The sequence below is a fragment of the Microbacterium sp. NPDC055599 genome, assembly GCF_053618975.1.
In genome coordinates, this window is record NZ_JBSHIM010000004.1 from 35,983 (window position 1) to 54,844 (window position 18,862).

At 72.6% G+C, this 18,862-nt stretch carries 17 protein-coding genes; 11 read left to right on the forward strand and 6 right to left on the reverse strand.

Annotation, left to right across the window (positions count from 1 at the left end; all coding sequences use genetic code 11):
- The first annotated feature begins 14 nt into the window (after positions 1 to 14).
- The 4 genes from ACWGQ1_RS04690 to ACWGQ1_RS04705 are packed head-to-tail and all read left to right on the forward strand — an operon-like array spanning position 15 to position 3,321.
- The gene (locus ACWGQ1_RS04690; protein ID WP_136045772.1) at positions 15 to 806 is read left to right on the forward strand and encodes a hypothetical protein; all 792 of its coding nucleotides are present in this window, start codon (positions 15 to 17) and stop codon (positions 804 to 806) included.
- Positions 803 to 1,330 carry a hypothetical protein gene (locus tag ACWGQ1_RS04695; protein WP_452312452.1) on the forward strand — a complete coding sequence of 176 codons (528 nt, stop codon included), beginning with the start codon at positions 803 to 805 and terminating at the stop codon, positions 1,328 to 1,330. The genes ACWGQ1_RS04690 and ACWGQ1_RS04695 overlap by 4 nt, the downstream gene beginning before the upstream one ends.
- Before the next feature lie 28 nt (positions 1,331 to 1,358).
- Entirely contained in the window at positions 1,359 to 2,015 is a 657-nt protein-coding gene (locus ACWGQ1_RS04700; protein ID WP_452312453.1) for an NAD(P)H-binding protein, read from the forward strand.
- Positions 2,016 to 2,034: 19 nt separating this feature from the next.
- Positions 2,035 to 3,321, forward strand: coding sequence for a glycoside hydrolase family 3 N-terminal domain-containing protein (locus ACWGQ1_RS04705; protein WP_452312454.1), 1,287 nt, complete (start codon positions 2,035 to 2,037; stop codon positions 3,319 to 3,321).
- 15 nt (positions 3,322 to 3,336) lie between these two features.
- Here ACWGQ1_RS04705 and ACWGQ1_RS04710 read toward each other — a convergent pair whose 3' ends face one another.
- From ACWGQ1_RS04710 to ACWGQ1_RS04720, 3 genes are read right to left on the reverse strand one after another with little or no spacing between them, the layout of a single operon-like run.
- Positions 3,337 to 4,200: a 3-methyladenine DNA glycosylase gene (locus ACWGQ1_RS04710; RefSeq protein WP_136037315.1), complete on the reverse strand. Its 864-nt coding sequence runs from the start codon at positions 4,198 to 4,200 to the stop codon at positions 3,337 to 3,339.
- Position 4,201: 1 nt separating this feature from the next.
- Positions 4,202 to 5,227, reverse strand: a complete 1,026-nt coding sequence (locus ACWGQ1_RS04715) for an App1 family protein (protein ID WP_136033591.1) — start codon at positions 5,225 to 5,227, stop codon at positions 4,202 to 4,204.
- Positions 5,228 to 5,231: 4 nt separating this feature from the next.
- Positions 5,232 to 5,903, reverse strand: a complete 672-nt coding sequence (locus ACWGQ1_RS04720; protein ID WP_136033589.1) for a DedA family protein — start codon at positions 5,901 to 5,903, stop codon at positions 5,232 to 5,234.
- Positions 5,904 to 5,944: 41 nt separating this feature from the next.
- On the opposite strand from ACWGQ1_RS04720, the gene ACWGQ1_RS04725 reads away from it, so the two are divergent.
- Both ACWGQ1_RS04725 and leuS read left to right on the forward strand, forming a co-directional pair.
- A complete protein-coding gene (locus ACWGQ1_RS04725; protein WP_452312455.1) occupies positions 5,945 to 7,255 on the forward strand; it encodes a chorismate-binding protein in 1,311 nt (436 codons plus the stop codon).
- 73 nt (positions 7,256 to 7,328) lie between these two features.
- Positions 7,329 to 9,866 carry a leucine--tRNA ligase gene (gene leuS, locus ACWGQ1_RS04730; protein ID WP_136037320.1) on the forward strand — a complete coding sequence of 846 codons (2,538 nt, stop codon included), beginning with the start codon at positions 7,329 to 7,331 and terminating at the stop codon, positions 9,864 to 9,866.
- 25 nt (positions 9,867 to 9,891) lie between these two features.
- On the opposite strand, the gene ACWGQ1_RS04735 is transcribed toward leuS, so the two are convergent.
- Positions 9,892 to 10,569, reverse strand: coding sequence for a hypothetical protein (locus ACWGQ1_RS04735; protein WP_452312456.1), 678 nt, complete (start codon positions 10,567 to 10,569; stop codon positions 9,892 to 9,894).
- A gap of 215 nt (positions 10,570 to 10,784) precedes the next feature.
- Here ACWGQ1_RS04735 and ACWGQ1_RS04740 point away from each other — a divergent pair, with 215 nt between their 5' ends.
- From ACWGQ1_RS04740 to holA, 3 genes are read left to right on the forward strand one after another with little or no spacing between them, the layout of a single operon-like run.
- Positions 10,785 to 11,384 carry a ComEA family DNA-binding protein gene (locus ACWGQ1_RS04740; RefSeq protein ID WP_206251120.1) on the forward strand — a complete coding sequence of 200 codons (600 nt, stop codon included), beginning with the start codon at positions 10,785 to 10,787 and terminating at the stop codon, positions 11,382 to 11,384.
- Positions 11,381 to 13,780, forward strand: coding sequence for a ComEC/Rec2 family competence protein (locus ACWGQ1_RS04745; RefSeq protein WP_452312457.1), 2,400 nt, complete (start codon positions 11,381 to 11,383; stop codon positions 13,778 to 13,780). Before ACWGQ1_RS04740 ends, ACWGQ1_RS04745 begins: the two co-directional genes overlap by 4 nt.
- A 9-nt stretch (positions 13,781 to 13,789) precedes the next feature.
- Entirely contained in the window at positions 13,790 to 14,827 is a 1,038-nt protein-coding gene (gene holA / locus ACWGQ1_RS04750) for a DNA polymerase III subunit delta (RefSeq protein WP_136030521.1), read from the forward strand.
- Positions 14,828 to 15,041: 214 nt separating this feature from the next.
- Here holA and rpsT read toward each other — a convergent pair whose 3' ends face one another.
- Positions 15,042 to 15,302 (reverse strand): 30S ribosomal protein S20, encoded by a 261-nt coding sequence (rpsT, locus tag ACWGQ1_RS04755; RefSeq protein ID WP_136030523.1) that lies wholly within the window; start codon positions 15,300 to 15,302, stop codon positions 15,042 to 15,044.
- A 221-nt stretch (positions 15,303 to 15,523) separates the two neighbouring features.
- Here rpsT and ACWGQ1_RS04760 point away from each other — a divergent pair, with 221 nt between their 5' ends.
- Complete coding sequence (locus ACWGQ1_RS04760) at positions 15,524 to 16,897, forward strand: family 1 glycosylhydrolase (protein ID WP_452312458.1); 1,374 nt, start codon at positions 15,524 to 15,526, stop codon at positions 16,895 to 16,897.
- Entirely contained in the window at positions 16,894 to 18,129 is a 1,236-nt protein-coding gene (locus tag ACWGQ1_RS04765; protein WP_452312459.1) for an MFS transporter, read from the forward strand. Before ACWGQ1_RS04760 ends, ACWGQ1_RS04765 begins: the two co-directional genes overlap by 4 nt.
- Here the strand turns inward: ACWGQ1_RS04765 and ACWGQ1_RS04770 are convergent.
- Positions 18,124 to 18,855, reverse strand: coding sequence for an alpha/beta fold hydrolase (locus tag ACWGQ1_RS04770; RefSeq protein WP_452312460.1), 732 nt, complete (start codon positions 18,853 to 18,855; stop codon positions 18,124 to 18,126). The genes ACWGQ1_RS04765 and ACWGQ1_RS04770 overlap by 6 nt on opposite strands.
- Positions 18,856 to 18,862: the final 7 nt, after the last annotated feature.

Here is an 18,862-nt window from a genome sequence, read left to right on the forward strand (position 1 = left end):
ATACGCTGAAGACCATGCTGCGCATCATCCTCACGGTCGTCTGGCTCCTGCTCACGGCCTGGCTGGCGATCTGGGTGGGCGAGGGACTGTTCGGCGTCGATCAGCGCCACTCGATCCTCCCGTTCGCGGGCGAGGACACGCTGGGGGGCCCGATCCTGATCGGCGTCGCCTGGGGGCTGCTGCTCACGTTCGGCGGCACGATGACGGGGTTCGGCCGCCGCACGAAGCTCCGCGGCGAGACCCGGATCGGCGTCGGCACGATCGTCGAGCTCTCCCGCACGGGCGTCACGATCAACGACGTGCCGCAGTACGACCTCTTCCTGCGCGTGAGCCCCGCTGAGGGCGACGACTTCATCGGCCAGCTGCGGATGCTCATCGACCCCTCCGACTCCGCGGGACTCCAGGTCGGGCAGCCCGTGCCGGTGCGGTACAGCACGACCGACCACGACACGGTGCAGCTCGCCGACCTCAGCGACCCGACCGTGCGAGAGGCGATGCTGCAGTGGCGCATCGACCGCGGGCTCATCGACCCCGCCCAGGTGCGAGCCAGGACCACGGGCACCGCGGTGCCCGCGTCGGTGCTCGAGGTGCGCCCGACCGGACGCCGCAGGGAGGGGCAGAGCGAGCTCGCGCTCAAGGTGCTGGTGGCACCGGAGGGGGCGGCGACCTGGGAGGCCGACACCACGGTGTTCGTGTATCCCCAGGCCGTATCGCGGCTGCAGGTGGGCGCGCCGATCTGGGCGTACTACCGGCGGGAGGATCCGCACACGGTGGCGGTCACGATCGAGAAGGAGGCGACGCGATGAACCCGCTCGACACCCTCATGTGGCTCGTCAACTTCCCCGCGTCGCACGGCTACGCCATGGTGTTCATCGCCGGCTTCTCGATCCTCGGGCTCTTCGCCGTGTCCGCCAGAGGAGCCACACCGGGTGGGTCGCTGCGGGCCATCCGCGAGCGGGAGGGGCTGCTGCCGCTCGACAACCGCCCGCGGGCCGGGATCGGCGGGACGATCGTGCGGATCGTGTTCCGGGTGCTCGCCTTCGTGATGCTCGGGTCGCTCGTGATCGGCATCCTGAGCCTGACCGGCGTGCCCGTCACGCGCGCGTACATCTACGACAACGGGCGACCGACGACCGCCACGATCGACGGGGACTGGGTCACCTTCACGACGGCGGAGGGTGTGGAGTACACGCTGGAGAGCAACTTCTTCACCCCGGCGGTGTACCCCGACCGCGACGCGTACCTGCCGAGTGGCGCCCCGGTCGTGGTGCGCTACCTGCCCGACCACCCGCAGGCGTTCGTGATCGACAGCGCGCAGACCCCGCGCTGACGTCGGACCCGGCGCGTAGGGTGGAGGCATGTCGCGCGTCCTCGTCTTCGGCGGCCATGGCCGCATCGCCCTCCTGCTCGCCCCCCTTCTCGTCGCCCACGGCGACGAGGTCACCAGCGTGATCCGCAACCCCGACCACGTCGCCGACGTGGAGGCGACGGGGGCCACCGCCGTGGTGGCCGATATCGAGCAGCTCGACGTCGACGCCCTCGCCGACATCATCCGCGGGCACGACGCCGTGGTGTGGTCGGCGGGTGCGGGCGGCGGCGACCCGAAGCGCACCTACGCGGTCGATCGGGACGCCGCGCAGCGCTCGATGGACGCCGCCGAGCGCGCCGGGGTCGAGCGCTACGTCCTGGTGTCGTGGATCGGCTCCACCGCGGAGCACGGGGTCCCGCAGGACGACCCGTTCTTCGCGTACGCCGACGCGAAGTGGGCCGCCGACGAGCACCTCCGCGGCTCGAACCTCGCCGGGACGATCCTCGGACCGGGCGGTCTCACGTTCGACGAGCCGACCGGACGCATCCAGATCGACCCCGAAGGCCGAGGAGAGGTCTCGCGCGCCGACGTCGCGGCCGTCATCGTCGAGGTCCTGCAGAATCCGGCGACCGTCGGCCGCACGATCCGCTTCGGCAACGGCGACGCGGACTCCTCGCTCCCGATCGCCGAGGCCCTCGCGGGCTGACCGTGACGGAGGCCCCGACGTGCCCCTGAGGCCCGCGCGACGGCGCACGGTCGGTGTGCTCGCCGCGCTGGCGCTCGCCCTCTGTGCGCCGCCCGCCGCCGCGCCGCCGCTGCCCGCTGCGACATCGACCGCAGCGACGTCGACCGCCCCTCCCGCGCCTGCCGCTGCCGCGACCACCGCGGGGGAGACTCCCGCGCCCACCGACGATGCCGGGAGCGCCGACGCCACGGTGGACGCCGCCGACACCGCGTATCTCCGCGAACGCGCCGCCGCCGCGGTCGCCGACCTGCCCGTGGCGCAGCAGGCGGCCTCCATCGTGATGGGACACATCGGCGGCACCGACCCGGCCGCGCTGGCCGCCTACATGCAGGCCGGGTTCGGCGGGTTCATCCTGATGGGGGCGAACATCCCCGGCACCGACGCCGAGCTGCACGCGCTCACGGATGCTCTCGCGGTGGACCCGACGCTGCCTCCGCTGATCGCGGTGGACCAGGAGGGCGGCCTGGTCTCCCGGCTCGACGGGGACGTGTTCCCCGCCTCGACGACCCTCAAGGACCGCCCGGTCGCCGACACGTCGGCCGCGTTCGCCGCCCGCGGTGCACTGGTGGCCCGTGCGGGCATCACGGTGAACTTCGGCACGGTCGCAGACGTCACCGCCGACAGCGGCTCGTTCATCTTCGGGCGGGCCCTCGGCACCGACCCGTCCGGGGCGGCCGAGCGCGTCGCGGCGGCCACCTCGGCGCAGCAGCCGTTCGTCGCCTCCGCACTCAAGCACTTCCCCGGCCACGGTGCGGCTCCGGGCGACTCGCACCACGCGATCCCGACCACCGGACGGAGCCTGGAGGAGTGGAAGACGACGGACGCGGTGCCCTTCGCCGCGGGCATCGACGCGGGAGCCTCCCTCCTCATGTACGGGCATCTCGCCTACACCGCCGTCGACCCGCTGCCCGCCTCCCTGTCCGCGACGTGGCACACGCTCGCCCGTGACGAGCTCGGCTTCGACGGTGTCTCGGTGACGGACGACCTCGGGATGCTGCTGTCGTCGGGCGACCCCGCCTACGCCGATCCGGTGGCGAACGGGGTGGCGGCGGTCGCGGCGGGCAACGACCTGGTGCTCATGGTCGCCGGCTCCGACGCGCAGACCGCCGGACGCATGGCCGCGGGCATCGCGGCGGCGGTCGACGCGGGCACCCTGCCCGCGGAGCGGCTGGCGGACGCCGCGACGCGAGTACTGGCCCTGCGGATGCAGCTCGCGGGATCCACCGCGACCTGGGGAGTCTGCGACACCTGCACCCCGGCGGGCTGAGGCGGAAGCGACGGCTCAGGCGACGGCGCGTGCGTCCGAGCCGAGCCAGGCGCGGAGCAGAGCCGCGCGCAGCACCGCCCCCCGCTCCGCGAAGCCGCGCTGTCGTCGCACGTACTCGGCCTTGCCCTCCGGCGTCTCGATGCGCACGGGCTCCACGTCCCAGGCGGCCAGGTCGTAGGGAGCGGCCTGCATGTCCAGCAGGCGGATGTCCCTCGCCAGCTCATAGGTGTCGAGCAGCAGCTCACCGGGCACGAGCGGCCCGAGCTTCATGGCCCAGCGGTACAGGTCCATGCCGGCGTGCAGGCACCCCGGCTGCTCGACCTGGGGCTGCCCGTCCCTGCTGAGCGTCGTCCGGTTGCGTGGCACGGCCTCCGGGGTGAAGAACCGGAACGCGTCGAAGTGGGTGCACCGCAGGTCGTGCGACTCCACGACCGCATCGGTGCCGTCCTTCCCGAGGCGCAGCGGCACGGGGTGACGGTGCTCGTCCGCGCGATACACCATCGCCCACTCGTGGAGTCCGAAGCAGCCGAACTGACCGGGCCGCGAGGCCGTGCGACGCAGCATGCGCTCGACCAGCGCGGCCAGCTCGGGCTTCTCGGCCGCGTACCGGTCGGCATCGGGAACCACCGCGTCGGGGGTCGCGCCGGGGGAGTACCAGCGCCACCCGGCACGCTCGGCGGCGTCACGCAGCTCGACCCCCGCACCGGGGTGCCAGCGCCGCAGCTGCGCGGGCTTGTAGGCGTAATAGGTGTGGAGGAAGTCCCACACCGGGTGCTTCTCGCCGCGGGACAGGCGGGCACGGTGGTCGGCGGTCAGCGCGTCGGCACGCTCCCGATGCGCCTGCTCCCGCGGGAGCCACTCCTCGCGCGACAGGGCCATGTCAGTGCAGGATGCCCACGTCGCCGAGCTGGTCGCGCAGACCGGCACCGTCTTCGGCGCTGACCCACGGGGCGGCGTCCGCCTCGTGCGACTCCATCTCGGCGCGCCCACCGGCGAGCACGGCCTCGGCGGGAAGGAGGCGCCGGATGGCCACACCGGCCACGGAGTCGGGGTGCTCTTCCTGGAACTGCGTGTAGATGGCCTCGTCGTGCTGGCCGTCGTCGCCGATCAGCAGCCACTTCACCTCGGGGAACTCGGTGGCCAGGCGGCGCAGGTTCGTGAGCTTGTGCTCGCGGCCGCTGCGGAACCAGCGGTCGTGCGTCGGGCCCCAGTCGGTCAGCAGCAGCGACCCTGCGGGGAACAGGTGCCGCCCGAGGAACCGGGAGAGCGTGGGTGCGACGTTCCAGGCGCCCGTGGACAGGTACACCATGGGCGCGCCGGGGTGCTGGCGCAGGAGCTGGTCCAGCAGCACCGCCATGCCCGGGACCGGGATGCGGGCGTGCTCATCCACGACGAAGGAGTTCCAGAAGGCGATGAACGGGCGCGGGAGCGCCGTGACCATCACCGTGTCGTCCACATCGGACACGACCCCGAACCGGGTGTCCGCCGCGACGATGAACGCCCGCGCCTCGATCGGCTCCTGCCCCTCGACCGTGACCGTGAAGGTCTGCCACCCGGGCTCCAGGTCGGCGCGGATCACGGCGTCGATCACACCACCGCGGTCGGCGACGACCTGGTGAGTGCTGTCGCCCACGTGCACGCTGACCGACGCGAACCCGACCGGGATGCCGACGAAGCTGCGCCAGCCGCGGATGCTCGCCGGCTCGCCGTCCCGGTTGCTGCGCTGCGGCGGCACGATGAGCACCCGCCCCAGCACGCGCACCCACCCGGGACCGCCGTAGCCGGGGAACGGGAGGATCGTGGCGCTGCGGCCGCGTCGGCGCGCTCGCCCCTCGCGCCACACGTGGAGGCGGTGCTCGAGCCGTGCGAACCAGTGGATCCTGGGCGCCGGGGGTGGGGAAGCCATTGCCTCAGTCTTTCACGTCGGCGTCCGTGCCCGCCTCCGGCGCCTCCAGATGCCGCGCCTCCAGCCGCTGCAGCAGCTTCTTGCCCAGATACGCCAGGAGCAGGAAGAGTGCGATGGCGCCGACGAAGATGTAGCTCGCATAGTGCACCCGGTCGACGAGGTCGCGGAAGCTTCCCGCCGCGAGCGAGGTCACGCTCACGTAGGCCGTGGCCCAGATGATGCAGGCGGGCGTCGTCCACGCCAGGAAGCGGCGGTACGGGTACTCGCTCATCCCGACGGTCAGCGGCACCAGGGAGTGCAGCACCGGAAGGAAGCGGGAGAGGAAGATGGCGATGCCGCCGCGGCGGGCCAGGTAGTTCTCCGCGCGCACCCAGTTCTGCTCGCCGATGCGGCGCCCCAGCCACGACGAGCGGATGTGGGGACCGAGCCACCGGCCGAGCCCGAAGCCGATGCTCTCGCCGATCAGGGCGCCGACCACGACGGTCACGCCCATCGCCACACCCTCCCAGGGGGTCGCGATCCCCATGGAGGCGATGATCACGATCGTGTCGCCGGGGACGATCAGCCCGATCAGGATGCTCGTCTCCAGCATGACCGCGAGTCCGGCGACCAGCGTGCGCGTGACCGGATCGATCGACTGCACGGTGTCGAGGAGCCAGAGCAGGAGGTCGTCCACCCCCTGAGAATATCGGGCGTCGCCGCACCTAGGCTGGGAAGGTGCGCGCGCACCTGAGCCCCCGACCCCTGCCGACCTGGGCGGACCCCGAGCGGCTGTTCCGCGTGCTCGCCGCCAGGGCGGGTGACGTGTTCTGGCTGGACGCGGGGGACGGAGCCGCGGAGGGGTGGAGTCTGCTGGGGGTCGGCGTGCCGTCGCCGAGACCCGACGATGTGCGGCTGGACGGCCGCGTCTCCGAGCCCGGGCTCCCCCCGTTCCTCGGCGGATGGGTCGGCTGGTGCACGTACGAGGGCGGTGCCGCGGCCGCCGGTGCCCCGGTGTCCGCGGACGACCCGGTGCCCGACGGCTGGATGCGGGTGACCCACGCGATCGCCTGGGACCATGCGCGCCATCGCCTGTGGGCGCTCGACCCCGCCGGGCCCGACGCCGACCCCTGGGCGGACGAGCTCCTCGTCGCGGCGGTCGACCCCACTCCCGCGCGGCCGGATCCGGTACCGGGGACCACCGTGGCCCGGCACACCCCCGCGGAGTACGCCGAGCTCATCGAGCGGTGCCGCGCCCTGATCCGCGCGGGCGTCGCGTATCAGCTCTGCCTCACCACGCGCTTCACCGTGCCGGGCACGCACGACCCGGTCGAGGTGTACCGGAGGCTGCGGTCGGCGACCCCCGCGCACCACGGGGGCTTCGTGCGCATCGGCGGGCGCGCGCTGCTGGGCGCCAGTCCGGAGCAGTTCCTCCACGCGGCGGGCGGAGTCGTGCGCACCCGGCCGATCAAGGGCACCCGGCCGCGCAGCACCGACCCCGACACGGATGCCGCGCTCGCCGCCGAGCTCGCCGGCGACCCGAAGGAGCGCGCGGAGAACGTGATGATCGTCGATCTCATGCGCAACGACCTGTCGCGCGTGTGCGTGCCCGGCACGATCCGCGTCGACGGGCTGTGGGTCGTGGAGAGCTACCCGGCCGTGCACCAGCTCGTGAGCACGGTGAGCGGCACCCTGGCGGACGGCGTCACGCTCGGCGCGCTGCTCGCGGCCGCGTTCCCCGCCGGCAGCATGACCGGAGCGCCGAAGCTGTCGGCGATGACGCGGCTGCACGAGCTGGAGAGCGGCCCCCGGGGGGTGTACGCCGGCTGCTTCGGCTACGTGGGCGTGGACGGCGCGGTCGACCTCGCGATGGTGATCCGCAGCATCGTGATCGCGGGGGACGAGGCCGTGGTCGGAGCGGGCGGCGGGATCACGTGGGGCTCGGTGCCGGCGGCCGAGGTCGCCGAGGTCGCGACCAAGGCGAGGGCTCCGCTCGCGGCGCTGGGCGCGGAGCCGCCGTGGCCGTGGGGTTCCGATATCCTGAACTGATCCCGCAATTCCCCTCAGATTGGTCGTGCGTTCGTTGTCCGAGAACCTGTCCACCGCTCCCGTCGACGAGGAGATGCCCTCGGCGCACGCCATCCAGGCCAAGTGGCAGAAGTACTGGGCGGAGCACGAGACGTTCCTCACCGGCGGCGACGGCGACACCCGCCCGCGGCGCTACGTCCTGGCGATGTTCCCGTACCCCTCGGGCGACCTGCACATGGGGCACGCGGAGAACTACCTCTACTCCGACATCGTGGCGCGGTTCTGGCGTCACCGCGGGCACAACGTGCTCAACCCGATCGGCTGGGACTCGTTCGGCCTGCCCGCCGAGAACGCGGCGATCCGCCAGGGCGCGGACCCGCGCGAATGGACCTATCAGAACATCGCGCAGCAGAAGGTCGGCTTCGAGCAGTACGGCGTCTCGTTCGACTGGAGCCGCGTCCTGCACACGTCCGACCCGGAGTACTACCGCTGGAACCAGTGGCTGTTCCTGAAGATGTACGAGCGCGGCCTGGCGTACCGCAAGAAGAGCCCGGTCAACTGGTGCCCGAACGACCAGACGGTGCTGGCGAACGAGCAGGTCGTCGACGGTCGCTGCGAGCGCTGCGGCTACGAGGTCGTGAAGAAGAAGCTCACCCAGTGGTATTTCCGCATCACCGACTACGCGGATCGGCTGCTCGACGACCTGAACCAGCTCGAGGGTTTCTGGCCGCACAAGGTGCTGCAGATGCAGCGCAACTGGATCGGCCGCTCGGTCGGCGCCGACGTGGACTTCCGCATCGAGGGCCGTGACGAGCCGGTGACGGTGTTCTCCACGCGCCCCGACACCCTGCACGGTGCGACGTTCTTCGTGGTAGCGCCCGACTCCGATCTCGCCGCTGAGCTGGCCGCCGAGGCTCCCGTCGAGGTGCGCCAGCGGTTCCAGGACTATCTGGAGCAGGTGCAGAAGGAGTCCGACATCGATCGGCAGTCCACGGATCGCCCCAAGACGGGCGTGTTCCTGGAGCGCTACGCGATCAACCCCGTGAACGGCGAGAAGCTGCCGGTGTGGGCCGCCGACTACGTGCTGGCCGACTACGGCCACGGCGCCGTGATGGCGGTTCCCGCGCACGACCAGCGCGACCTCGACTTCGCCCGCGCCTTCGACCTGCCGGTCAAGGTCGTGGTCGACACGACCGCGCCGATCACGGGGGCCATGCCGGTGATCGAGGTCGACGAGGAGGGCGTCCCGATCGACACGGGCGCCGCGCTCGACGAGCAGCACCCCGCATCGACCGGTGTCGCGCTCACGGGCGACGGTCGCATGATCAACTCGGGTCCGCTGAACGGGCTGTCCAAGCGCAACGCGATCGCCCGCGCGATCGAGCAGCTGGAGGCGTCGGGCACGGGCCGTGCGGCGAAGAACTACCGTCTGCGCGACTGGCTGATCTCGCGACAGCGCTTCTGGGGAACGCCGATCCCGATGCTGCACGGCGACGACGGCCGCATCGTGCCGGTGCCCGAGGACCGGCTGCCCGTGAAGCTGCCGAGCGTCGAGGGACTCGACCTCAAGCCCAAGGGCACCTCGCCGCTGGGCGGGGCGGAGAGCTGGGTGCGCACGACCGACCCGGAGACCGGCGACCCCATGCTGCGCGACCCCGACACGATGGACACGTTCGTCGACAGCTCGTGGTACTTCCTGCGCTTCCTCTCGCCGAACAGCGACACCGTGGCGTTCGACCCCGCCCAGGCGTCGCGCTGGGCGCCGGTGGACTCGTACATCGGCGGCGTCGAGCACGCGATCCTGCACCTGCTCTACGCACGCTTCATCACGAAGGTCCTGTTCGACATGGGCCTGATCGACTTCACCGAGCCGTTCTCGAACCTGATCAACCAGGGGATGGTGCTGCTCGACGGGCAGAAGATGTCGAAGAGCAAGGGCAACCTGGTGCTGTTCCAGGAGGAGCTCGACGCGCACGGCGCCGATGCGCTGCGCGTGGGCCTCGCCTTCGCCGGTCCGGTGGAGGACGACAAGGACTGGGCGGACGTGTCGACCACGGGCGCGCAGAAGTTCCTCTCGCGTGCGCTGCGCATCGGGCACGAGGTGTCCAGCCCGGTCGACGTGGTGTTCGACGGGGGAGACGCGGCCCTGCGTCGCGCCACGCACAAGCTGCTCGCGGAGGCTCCGGCCCTGGTCGAGCAGACCAAGTTCAACGTGCTGGTCGCCCGGCTGATGGAGCTGGTGAACGTCACCCGCAAGACCATCGACGGCGCGGGCGGTGCGGGCGACCCCGCGGTGCGCGAGGCCGCCGAGACGATCGCCGTGATGCTCGACCTGATCGCGCCGCACACCGCGGAGGAGATGTGGGAGCTGCTCGGGCACGAACCGTCCGTCGGACTGGTCACGTGGCGCTCGGCCGACCCCGCGCTGCTCGTGGAGGACACGGTCACGGCCGTCGTGCAGGTGGGTGGCAAGGTGCGGGCTCAGCTCGAGGTCCCCGCGCGCATCGGCGAGGCCGAGCTGGAAGCGCTCGCCCGCGCGGATGAGCGCGTGATCCGGTCGATCGGCGACCGCGAGATCGTGAAGGTCGTCGTGCGCGCTCCCAAGATCGTCAGCATCGTCGTCGCGGGCTGATCCGTCGCGACCTCCGGAGCCGCGGTCACGCGTCCCGGTCGGCGCGCGCGGCGTCCGCGACGGCGATGCCCCGGCGCATCGCCGCGCGAGACGCCTCGTCCCACGGGCCGGACTCCGCGAGCGGGATCTCGGTCAGGTAGCGGCGCTCGGACTCCGGCAGGAGCGTCACGAACCGGGTCGGATCGGAGCCGGCCGTCGCATACAGAGCCGGACCGTCCGCGTAGTACAGATCGCACGCGACGAGACGCCCGTCGCTGCCGCGCATGATGTTGGACGGGTTCTGATCGAGGGGGCCGCACCAGGGCAGCGCCCGCGCTGCCCTGGCATGGATGCGGCGCACGACGTCGACGAGCTCGGCGACGTGCGGTGCGCGTTCGGCGATGGCGGTGTGGAAGGCGACCGCGTCCTTCTCGTCGACCGCGTGGAGCCACTCCATCACCTGCAGATCCCCGCCGCCCGCGAGTCGGCGGTGCGCGAACAATCGCGGTACCTGACCGGTGTGCGCGGCTTCGCGATACAGCGCGGCCGTGTACGGTCCGACCGGATCGAACGGGCTGATGCGCACCGCGGCGACGCCGTCGGGCGAGCGCAGGGCGAAGGCCCAGTCGCCCGCGCCGCTCGGCGTCCAGCCCGCCTCGCGGAAAGCGCGCTCAGCGTCGTGATGAGAGGCCTCCGGGGGCAGGTCGTCGACGATGTCGGTCACCGGTCCAGTCTGCGCCACGCGGCGGGCACGCATCGGAAGAGAGAGCGGCGTGCCCGGGCGCCGGCTCATGCGTGCTGCCAGCCTGGCGGCGTCGGAGCGAGCTCGGCTCCGATCGCCCCGCCTTCGGCTCTGCACGGCGGACCGGGCGCCGCTGTTGTCCACGACCGGCGGTTCTCCGTGGTCGCGGGGGGTCTGCGGAGACCTACCGTGACGGGGTGACTCCTCCCGCACCGACACCCGTACCCCGGCAGCGACGACTGCGGCTCGGTGTGGGCGCCGCGGTGGCGCTCGCGCTCGTCGTGCTGTCGGCCGCGGTGGGTCTGGGCATCCTGCGCGGCCAGGGCGCACCGGCGGAGTCCTTCCCGGTGGGCGACCGCGCGACGGCCGCGCCGTCGTCCGACGTGCTGTACGTGCACGTGCTCGGCGCGGTCGAGCGGCCGGGACTGTACGTCGTCGGCGGTGATGCGCGGCTGGTCGATGCGGTGGCGGCTGCGGGTGGTACGACGGTCGACGCCGACCTCGCCGCGATCAACCTCGCCCGCCGGGTCGAGGACGGCGAGCAGATCCTGGTGCCCGTGGTCGGCGGGTCGGGCGCCGGTTCTCCTGCCGCGGCACCCACGGACGCGCGGATCGACCTCAACGCGGCCGACCAGGCCGCGCTGGAGACGCTGCCGCGGATCGGTCCCGCCCTGGCTGCACGCATCATCGCGTGGCGGGAGGAGAACGGACGCTTCCAGTCGGTGGACGACCTCCTCGGCGTGCCGGGCATCGGGGAGAAGCTGCTCGCGGGATTACGCGACGGGGTACGGGTGTGAAGTCCCGCGATCTCCGGCTCGTGCCGGTTGCCCTCGCGGTGTGGGCGGCGGCGCTCGTCTGCGTGTTCCAGCCCGGTCTCGCGGCGGCCTGTGCGCTCGTGTGCGGCGTCGCGGCGGGCGTCGTCCTGCTGGTGCTGCTCGCGCGGGGGAGGCACGGCGCGGGGCTGGTCCTCCTGATGCTCGCGGCGGCCGCGGCCACGGCGCTGTCCGTGGGGTACGCCCTTCCGTCGCGCGAAGCCGCCGCGGGACAGGGCGGCCGCGTGGTCGAAGCGGTGGTCGAGGTCACGTCGTCCGCGTCCACCGGTCAGGACGGGCGGCTCTGGGTCGAGGCGACCACGCAGAGCCTCGGTCCGCCGGGTCGGGCGCGCCCGGTCGCGGTGCCGGTGCGGATCGGGACCGCGACAGCCGACGGCATCGACCTCGGCGCTCGGCTCCGCGTCGTGGGGGAGACCTCGGCGACAGAGGCGGGGGAGCGCGCGGTGCTGGTGCTCTACGCCACGACCACGGAGGTCGTGCAGCCCCCGTCCGGGGTGTTCGGCGTGGCCGCCACGGCGCGCCGCGCCTTCGTCGACCGCGCGCTGCGGCTGCCAGAGCCGGGCGGCGCGCTCCTGCCGGGACTCGCCGTGGGGGACACCAGGGCGGTGGGCTCCGACCTGGACGAAGACATGCGTTCGAGCGGTCTCAGTCACCTCACGGCCGTCAGCGGGGCGAACTGCGCGATCGTGGTGGCGGCGGTCTTCGGGCTCACGACGCTGTGCGGTGGCGGCCGGGCGCTGCGGGTGGTGCTCGCGGCCACGGCGCTCTCCGGCTTCGTGGTGCTGGTCACGCCGGAGCCGAGCGTGGTGCGCGCCGCGGTGATGGCGGGCGCGGGGATGCTGTCCGTGCTCCTGGGACGACCGAGCGCCGGTGCAGGCGTGCTCGCCCTGTCGACGATCATGATCCTGGTGTCCGATCCGTGGCTCGCCGCGACGCCCGGCTTCGCGCTGTCGGCCGTCGCGACGGGCGCACTCATCCTGCTCGCACCGCCGTTGTCACGCGGATTGCGACGGTGGATGCCGGGCCCGGTCGCGCTGGCGATCGCGGTCCCGCTCTCGGCGCAGCTCGCGTGCGGCCCCATCATCGCGCTGTTCGCGGAACAGCAGTCGCTCATCGGCGTGGCGGCGAACCTGATCGCGGAACCCGCGGCACCGGTCGCGACCGTGGTCGGGCTGCTCGCCTGCCTCGCGGGGCCCGTGCCCGCGGTCGCCGACCTCCTGGCCGCCACCGCGTGGCTGCCCGCGACCTGGATCGCGACGACCGCCCAGGTGACCGCGGACCTGCCCGGTGCGACCATCCTGCTGCCCGCAGGGATCGGCAGCGCGGCACTGGTCGCCGGGCTCGGCGCCGCGGTCGCGGTCGTGTGCCTGGAGGGCGGGAGCCGTGGTCCGCGGTGGCGCGTGCGCGGCGGCGCCGTGCTGCGCGGTGGCGCCGTGACGGTGCTCGTGGTCGCCGGCTCCCTCGCCGGGGCGCAGGCCCTTCTCGGCGGGCCCCTCGCGACGGCCGCGACCCCGGACGCCTGGTCGATCGCCGCGTGCGACGTGGGTCAGGGCGACGCGCTGCTCGTCCGATCCGAGGGCGCCGTGGCTCTGATCGACACCGGTCCGGCGCCGGAACCTCTTCGCGACTGCCTGCGCTCGCTCGGCATCGACCGACTCGACCTGCTCGTGCTCACCCACTTCGACCTTGACCATGCGGGCGGCGTCGAGGCCGTGCGGGGCCGGGTGTCCGCGGTGCTGCACGGGCCGACCGCCGACGCGGACGACGAGCGGACCCTCGCCTCGCTCGCGGCCGGGGGAGCACGGGTGGAGCAGGCGTCCGCGGGGCTCAGGGGAACCCTGGGCGGGGCGACCTGGCGCGTGCGGTGGCCCGTTCGCGATACGACGGCGTTCCCCGCGGGCAACGACCTCGGCGTCGTGATGGAGTTCAGCGGGGGAGAGGTGCCTCGCTCGCTCTTCCTCGCCGATCTGTCGGCCCCTGCGCAGCGGCTGCTCCAGCGTTCGGAGCGCCTCGGCCCGTACGCGGTGGTGAAGGTCGCCCACCACGGCAGCGCCGACCAGGACCCCGGGCTCTACCAGGCGCTGTCACCCGTGGTCGCGCTCATCAGCGTGGGCGCCGACAACGACTACGGGCACCCGCGCCGTGAGACGCTCGACCTGCTGGGCGCGCTGGGAGCCCAGGTGTATCGGACCGACGAGCGCGGACGCATCCTGCTCGGGCTGCGTCACGGCGCTCTGGCGATGTGGAGCGAGACGACCCCCGAGCGTCGAGGTCGTCGCCGCGGCAGCGGGACATCGTGCAGGTCTGCGCCGAACCAGCGGCAGCGATCGTCCGATCGCGGTGTCGGACGCCGCCGGTAGGCTGGGGTCATGGCAGCGTCCCGTCCTCCCGCCCGCGGTGGCGCGAAGCCCGCGAAGATCCCGCAGGTGTCGTGGCGCGAGCCCCGTCCCGCCCCGATCGTGCTCGTCTCCGGTCCGGAAGAGGTCTGCGCCGAGCGTGCGATCGCCGGTGTCCGCGACTATCTGCGCGCCGAGGATCCGGCCCTCGAGGTCAGCGACGTCCGCGCCGACGACTACGCCCCGGGCACGCTCCTGGCCCTCACATCGCCCTCCCTGTTCGGTGAGCCGCGCCTGGTGCGGGTCTCCGGCGTCGAGAAGTGCTCCGACGCGTTCCTGCAGGAGGCTGTGTCCTATCTCGAGCAACCGCAGGAGGGCGCCACGGTCGTGCTCCGCCACACGGGCGCGAGCGTTCGTGGCAAGAAGCTGCTCGACGCGCTGCGTGCCGGCACGGGCGGGGGCATCGAGATCCCCTGCCCGGCGATCAAGAGAGACGGCGACAGGGTCGACTTCGCGGCGGGGGAGTTCGCGGCCGCCAAGAAGCGCATCGCGCCCCCGGCCCTGCGAGCCCTGGTCTCCGCGTTCGCCGACGACCTCACCGAGCTCGCCGCCGCCTGCCAGCAGCTGATCGGCGACGTCGAGGGCGACGTCACGGAAGAGGTCGTCACCAAGTACTACGGCGGCCGCGTCGAGGTGTCGGCGTTCGTCGTCGCCGACACGGCGATCGCCGGGCGCTACGGCGAGGCCCTGGTGTCGCTGCGGCACGCCCTGGCCTCCGGAGCGGATCCGGTGCCCATGGTCGCGGCGTTCGCCATGAAGCTGCGCACGATGGCGCGGGTCGCCGGGAATCGGGAGCCGAGCCGTCAGCTCGCGCAGCGCCTCGGGATGAAGGACTGGCAGGTCGACCGCGCCCGCCGCGACCTCGCGGGCTGGAACGAGCGGTCGCTCGGGATGGCGATCCAGGCCACCGCCCGCGCCGACGCCGAGGTGAAGGGGGCCGCCCGCGACCCGATCTTCGCGCTCGAGCGCATGGTCACGGTCATCGCCACGCGGGAGCCCTTCGGCGGCTGAGCGTGCGGCGCCCGCAGCCTGGCAGCGGTCCGCCACCCGTGAAGATGCACGTCGCCGGCGCGCAGTCCCGGCGCGAGCGTGTGCCGCTGCACGCCGCCTCCGCGATGGAGGGCATGTTCCCGGCCCCTCGCTTGTCCCGTGTCGACCCCACGTGTTCCGGGAACGACAGAAGGCCCGCCTCGCGAGGAGACGGGCCTTCCGGATGATCAGATGCTCAGAGAGCGGCGACCTTCTTGGCGATGGCCGACTTGCGGTTGGCCGCCTGGTTCTTGTGGAGCACGCCCTTGCTGACGGCCTTGTCGAGCTTGACCGTGGCCTTCTTCAGGACCTTCTCGGCGGCGGCCTTGTCGCCGGCGGCGACGGCCTCGCGGGTCTGGCGGACGAGAGTCTTCAGCTCGCTCTTCACGGCCTTATTGCGCTCGTGAGCCTTCTCGTTGGTCTTGTTGCGCTTGATCTGCGACTTGATGTTTGCCACGTGTGGACGCTTTCTGTACAGGAGTTGTTCGGAGTGCCGGCAGCAGAAGAGGGCTGCTGCACGGCGGTCGTGAGGGAAGAACCCACACGCAAGCCAAGAGTCAACTCTACCAGTCCCGGATGCATCGCGCGAAACGAGGCCGCGTCCGCGAAACTGCGTCGCGCTCGGAGTGGTACCGGGTGCAGAATCATCCTGACCCGACAACGACGTCAAGGAGCCCCATGACCCCCGCCTCCGTTCCTTCCCCCGCGCTCGGCCGGCTCCGCTGGTCTGCGGCGACCTCGGCGCTTCAGATCGAGGGCTCGCGCTCCGCCGACGGGGGAGGGCGCTCGATCTGGGACGACTACCTCGAAGCTCCCGGCGCGATCGTCGACGGCTCCACCGCCGACCCCGCCTGCGACAGCTACCGCCATCCCGAGCGTGACGCCGACCTCGCCTCCGCCCTCGGCCTCGACCGCTACCGCTTCTCGATCCCGTGGGCGCGGGTGCAGCCCGACGGACGTGGGCGCGGGAACACCGCAGCCCTCGACCACTACTCCCGGTTCGTCGATCTGCTGCTGGAGCGCGGCGTCACGCCGTTCCCCACGCTGTTCCACTGGGAGATGCCGAGCACCGTGGAGGAAACGGGCGGGTGGCTCGCGCGCGACACCGCCGAGCGATTCGGCGAGTATGCGGCGATCGTGGCCGACCGCCTGGGCGACCGCGTCGCGCACTGGTATACCCTCAACGAGCCGGCGATGACGACGCTCCAGGGCTATGCCGTGGGTGCCCTCGCGCCGGGGAAGCAGCTGCTGTTCGACGCGCTGCCCACCGCGCACCACCAGCTGCTGGCACACGCGCGGGCCGCGGCGGCGCTGCGCACGCGGGGGGCTACGGCGGTGGGACTGGTCAACAACCACACCTGGGTCCTCCCGCTGCACGATGCGCCAGAGGACCACGAGGCGGCGTTCGTCTACGACCTCCTGCACAACCGGATCTTCAGCACCCCGCTGCTCGAGGGCGCGTACCCCGACCTGGAGGCGCTCGGGCTGCCGCCGCTGCCCGTCGAGGAGGGCGACCTGGCGGCGATCGGCGGCTCGATCGACTTCTACGGCGTCAACTTCTACAACCCCACGACTGTGACCGCCGCTCCCGCCGGTGGCTCCATCCCGTTCGACATCGTGCCGACCCCCGGTGTGCCGGTGACCGGTTTCGGACAGGAGTGGCCGATCATGCCGTCCGCCCTGCGCGACCTGCTGGTCGATCTGCACGCCCGGCATCCGCAGCTGCCGCCCGTGATCATCGGCGAGAACGGCGCCTCCTTCCCCGAGCCCTCCACCGCGACCCGCGTGGACGACGCCGACCGGATCTCCTACCTCTCCGGCCACATCGCCGCGGTCGCCGAGGCCATCGACGCCGGAGTGCCGGTCGAGGAGTACACGGTGTGGTCGCTGCTGGACAACTGGGAGTGGGCCGACGGGTACACCCAGCGCTTCGGGCTGGTGCACGTCGACTTCGCCACGGGGGAGTGCACCCCCAAGGCCTCGTACGACTGGTACCGCGACCTGATCGCCTCCGTGCGCGCGGGCGTCACGACCTCGGCGGCACAGCGATGACCGCGGCTCCGGCGACGCAGCGCGTCCGGGCCGGCGCGCGGTGGATGTCACTGTTCACGCTGGCGTGGCTGGCGATCTGGACCGTGCAGCTCACCCCGGTGCAGCTGCTCCTCCCGCTGCAGCTCGACACCCCGGAGGACGACTGGATCCGCGGAGTCGTGTCCTCCGGTCTCGTGCTCGGGGTGGGCGGGCTGGCGGGCATCGTCGCCGGTCCGGCCGCCGGTGCCCTGTCGGATCGGGCGCGGGCCGGACGGCACCGCCGACGCCCGTGGGCGCTGGGTGGCGTCTGGCTCACGGCCCTGTGCCTGGTGCTGACGGGTTTCGCGACCGGGCCCTGGGCGGTCGGCGCCGGGTGGGTGGGCGTCTCGATCGGCGTCGCGGTGTCGTCGGCCGCCTTCACCGCCCTGATCGCGGATCAGCTTCCGACCACGCAGCGGGGGGCCGCCTCGGCCGCCGTCGGCTCCGCTCAGGCGGTCGGGATCGTGCTCGGCGTCGGGCTGGTCGTGCTCCTGGGACTCGACATCGTGTCGGGCTACCTGCTCCTGGCCGTGGTGATCGCGGTCGCGGGGTCGGCGGCCGCGCTCCTGCTGCCCGACCCGCCGACGACCGAGGCGCTGCGTCCCCGGGAGGCCGGACGCCCCCGGCTGGCCTCGCTGCGCGACCGAGACTTCGCCTGGATGCTGTCCGGTCGGCTGGTGACCAACGTCGGCAATGCGCTCGGCACCGCCCTGTTCCTGTTCTTCCTGCTGCACGGGCTGGGGCAGGAGAACGCGACCGCCCAGGACAACCTGCTGCTGCTGATCGTCGTCTACACGGTGTTCGTGGTGCTGGCCTCGGTGGTCACCGGCCTCGTGTCCGACCGGACGGGGCGGCGCCGCACGCTCACGGTCGCCGCTACCGTGGTGCAGGCGGCGTCCGGAGTGGCGATCGTGCTGGTGCCCACGTTCGAGATGACCATGGTCGCCGCGGCGCTCATGGGGCTCGGCTACGGCGCCTTCTCCACGGTGGGACTCGCGTTCGCGGCCGACCTGCTGCCGGACGAGCAGGACCGCGCCCGCGACCTCGGCATCGTGAACGTCACCGCGGCGCTCGGTCAGCTGATCGGCCCGGTGCTCGGGGCGGGGCTGGTGGCGCTGGTCGGCGGCTTCTGGCTCGTCTTCCTCGCCGCTGCGGTGCTGTCGCTCGTGGGGGGCCTGCTCACGGCGTTCGCACGGCAGCCCGCCCGCTCATGAGTCCTCGGCCTGCGCCTGGACGGTGGCGATCGCGAGGGCCAGCACCGCGTTGAACACCCGGGGTCGCATGGCCGTGACCAGGTGCGTGGTGCGGGGGACCACGATGAGTTCCGCGTGCGGTGCGAGCCGGCGGAACAGCGGTTCGTTCAGGCGCAGCTGGTCATACTGCCCGTTCACGAACCACAGCGGCACGTCGATGCGCGGGACGGCGGCGGCCACGTCCAGCGCGGCCAGGCTGCGCAGCGCGGTGTCCTGCATGTCGAGCGCGTAGCCACCGGCCTGGAAGTCGGCGCGGTTCTCGGCGGGGATCGTGGCGGCGAGCATCTGCCGCGTGAGCCACAGGCCGCGGTCGGGGAGCGAGTCGACGGCCCGCGCGAACAGTCGGTACGCGCGGAGCCCTGCGCCCTGGGGAAGCGAGGTGCAGGCGGCCGCGACGAGCCCGGCGACCGGAGGACGCTCGGCGCCGCCGGTGTAGGCGAGGGAGAGCAGTCCGCCCATCGAGTGCCCGACCAGGAGCACGGGTCCGCGCTCGGCGGCGGCGCGCACGGCGGCGTCGATCGTGTGGAGTGCCTCGTGCAGCGTGAAGTCCTCCGCCATGCGGGAGCCGTGGCCCGGAAGATCGAGCGCGGTCACGGGGTGCCCGTGCTCCTCCAGGTACGCCACCTGGGAGCGCCACATGGTCGCCGAGGTGCGGATGCCGTGCACGAGGACGGTCTGGACGCTCACTTCTTCA

Bases quoted from the DNA above. Each gene is read 5' to 3' on its own strand.
- ACWGQ1_RS04690 (WP_136045772.1), top strand. From the start codon at position 15: ATGCTGCGCATCATCCTCACGGTCGTCTGGCTCCTGCTCACGGCCTGG.
- ACWGQ1_RS04695 (WP_452312452.1), top strand. From the start codon at position 803: ATGAACCCGCTCGACACCCTCATGTGGCTCGTCAACTTCCCCGCGTCG.
- ACWGQ1_RS04700 (WP_452312453.1), top strand. From the start codon at position 1,359: ATGTCGCGCGTCCTCGTCTTCGGCGGCCATGGCCGCATCGCCCTCCTG.
- ACWGQ1_RS04710 (WP_136037315.1), bottom strand. From the start codon at position 4,200: ATGGCCCTGTCGCGCGAGGAGTGGCTCCCGCGGGAGCAGGCGCATCGG.
- ACWGQ1_RS04715 (WP_136033591.1), bottom strand. From the start codon at position 5,227: ATGGCTTCCCCACCCCCGGCGCCCAGGATCCACTGGTTCGCACGGCTC.
- leuS (WP_136037320.1), top strand. From the start codon at position 7,329: ATGCCCTCGGCGCACGCCATCCAGGCCAAGTGGCAGAAGTACTGGGCG.
- holA (WP_136030521.1), top strand. From the start codon at position 13,790: ATGGCAGCGTCCCGTCCTCCCGCCCGCGGTGGCGCGAAGCCCGCGAAG.
- ACWGQ1_RS04760 (WP_452312458.1), top strand. From the start codon at position 15,524: ATGACCCCCGCCTCCGTTCCTTCCCCCGCGCTCGGCCGGCTCCGCTGG.
- ACWGQ1_RS04765 (WP_452312459.1), top strand. From the start codon at position 16,894: ATGACCGCGGCTCCGGCGACGCAGCGCGTCCGGGCCGGCGCGCGGTGG.